Source organism: Mycobacterium sp. (assembly GCF_019243155.1).
Lineage (GTDB): Bacteria > Actinomycetota > Actinomycetes > Mycobacteriales > Mycobacteriaceae > Mycobacterium.
Genome location: NZ_JAFAUS010000426.1, coordinates 1 through 2,756, shown reverse-complemented (window position 1 = coordinate 2,756; position 2,756 = coordinate 1). Strand labels below are relative to the sequence as shown.

At 68.9% G+C, this 2,756-nt stretch carries 1 protein-coding gene; it reads right to left on the bottom strand.

The features are described 5' to 3' along the window. On the bottom strand, positions 1–2,524 hold a 2,524-nt coding region (locus JOZ00_RS21955), incomplete at its 3' end, for an Ig domain-containing protein (RefSeq protein WP_293347955.1). Positions 2,525–2,756: the final 232 nt, after the last annotated feature.

The window sequence follows — 2,756 nt, the reverse complement described above, 5'->3', positions numbered from 1 at the left end:
ACCAGGTCCACGCGGTCTGGCTCGGGCCGTCTTCGAACCCGGGGTTCTTGAGCAGCTGCGCCGCAGTGCAGCCACCCGACGACGCGTTCACGGTCCAGGTGAAGGTGGCCGCCCCCTTCGCGCCCGTGGTGTCCGTCGCCGTGACCGTGACCGTGTACGTGCCGGCCGTCGACGGCGTGCCGGTGATCGAGCCGCTCGAGGAGATTGAGAGGCCGGCCGGCAGCCCCGTCGCGCTGAAGGTCAGGGTCTGACCCGAGGCCGAGTCGGTCGCCTGTATCTGCAGCGCGCTGATCGCCGTCCCGGCGGTGCTGGTCTGGCTACCCGGGTTCGTGACCGTGACCGTGTTGCCGGCCGCGGGATTTACCGTCCACGTGAACGTGGTCGATCCGGACGCGCCGGTCGAGTCCTTGACCGTGACGGTGACCGACGAGGTGCCGGCGGTCGTCGGGGTACCGGTGATCTGGCCGCCCGAGGAGATCGACAGGCCGGCCGGCAGCCCCGTCGCCGTGAAGGTCAGCGTCTGGCCCGACGCCGAATCCGACGCCGCGATCTGCAGCGCCTTGATCTGGGTTCCGGCCGTACTGGTCTGGTTGCCCGGGCTCGTCACCGTCACTGTGTTGGTGGTCGAGCCGCCGGAGGTGTTCAGCGCGTAGTCATCGGTCACGAATGAGGTCTGACCGTTGCCGGTCTCCGCCCCGGTCAGCTTCAGCGTGATCGCCTGGCCGGCGTAGGAGGAGACGTTGTAGCTCTCCTGTGTGTAGCCGGTGTTCGCGTCGAGGTTGCTGAACGTGTGCAGCGTGCTCAGCACCGTTCCCGAGCTGTTGAGCAGCTGCACCGCCAGCGTGTCCTGCGCCGAGCCGCTCGTGTTCGCCGTGTCGATATGCAGCCAGAAGCTCAGCGTGTCGCTGTTGCACCCAGCCGGAATCGTCACCGTCTGCGAGATCGCGTCCGTGTGCGGCGTGCCGTACCCATCCATCCACGCATCCCACGACCCACCATGCGGCGGCTCCGAGGACGAGTTGTTGAACACCCCGGCCGACGTCGTCCATGCCGAGTTCGTACCGCCGGACTCGAAGCCCGGATCGCCGATCAGCTGCGACGGCGTGCATCCGCCGCCGGAGCTTGGGTTCACCGTCCACGTGAACGTCGTCGCGCCGTGCGCGCCGGTGCCGTCCGTCGCCGTGACCGTGACGTTCGAGGTCGCGGCGGTCGTCGGTGTGCCCGAGATCAGGCCGGTCGAGCTGCCGATCGACAGCCCGGCCGGCAGACCGGTGGCGGTATACGTCAGCGTCTGACCCGAGGCGCTGTCGGTCGCGTGGATCTGCAGCGACGCGGCCGTGCCGACCGTCGAGGTCTGCGACCCAGGACTCGTGACGGTCACCGTGTTGCCCCCGCCCCCGCCGCCGACGATCGCATGGGTGACCTCGCAGCCGCCGGATGTGCCGTCGTCGTTGGCCCAGGTGGACTGAACCGCGAAGGTTCCGGTGCTCAGCGTGATGTTCTGGCTGGCCCCCGCACCAGACGAGATCCAGGCGCACTTGTCGCCGTCCTCGTTGCCGCTCGAGTCGGTCCAGCCTCCGGCCGGGAACTCGTCGGTCAGCGTCTCGGCGTACTCGTGGCCGCCGACGATCGTGAAGCCGTCATCCGTACCCGCCGACCCCGAGTTGACGAAGTTCTGGCCGCAACCCGAGCCTGCGTCGGTCACGTACGGCATGTTCGTGAACGCGATGTTCCCGTACGGGGAGTTGACCGCCCCGCCGGTCAGGCTCGAATCGCCCGTGTAGTCATGCCAGGCACAGAAGTTCCCGCTCGACGTGTTGAACCCGTCGGGCGTGGTTCCGGTCGGCGAGACGATGTCGTACTGCACGTAGCGATTCGACGCGGTTGTCGTGTTGCCGAAGTGCCCGGCGGCGTTGACCGCCTCCTGGCCGATCTGGTTGCCGGTCGCGGACGCCGGTGCGGCGGCCGACTCGTCCACCCACACGCCCGCGAGCGCGCCTCCGGTCGGGTAGCCGACGTGCGCGGTGGTCGACCCGCAGGAGGTCGCGCCGGTCGCGACACCAGAGCCGTCGCAGTACTGCGTCATCACGCCGGACCACGTCTCGCTGCCGGTGCCGAGGCCCTTGAAGAACGCCTGGATGTCCGGTGCCGCGTTGTTGGGATCGCCCGACAGGGTCACGTATCCCTGGCTATTCGTCGACTGGGTGCCCCACTGCGAGCCCCAGAACACCACGTAGACCTTCGGCGTCCCCGAGACCACGCCGACGCCACCGACGCCGCCGCCATATTGCAGCAGGCCGGTGGTGGCGGCCGCCTGCGGCGAGCTGAACGCACCGTTGTGGTGCGCGCCCGGCCGCAGCGGTACAGCGCCATGCCGATAGCGATGGCCAGCGGTGGCCGCGGAGATCGAATTGGCCGCCATTGCCGGCGCGGACAGCGCGCCGGCGCCTCCGAGCGCGACGATCGCCGGCATCAGCGCTTTGCGGAGGGCTCGGCGAGCGGATGGTGTGAGCTTCAACTGCATGGCCTGACTGTGACTCCTTGGATCGGAATTGCCGGTCGAACGGCTCGCCCGTGCGCGGGCGTTGTCTTGGTCACCTGTGGCGTACCTGCGACTTCAGCTCGAGTCGGCCGGCGACGCAGAACATCCCTTCGCCGGCGTAGCGGGCCTCGTCGCGGCCGCTGCAGAGTTCCCCGAGGTGGTCGTGCTTTCCGGTGCCGATCTGCGTCGCGGCGGTTCTGTGTAACGCCGCCTT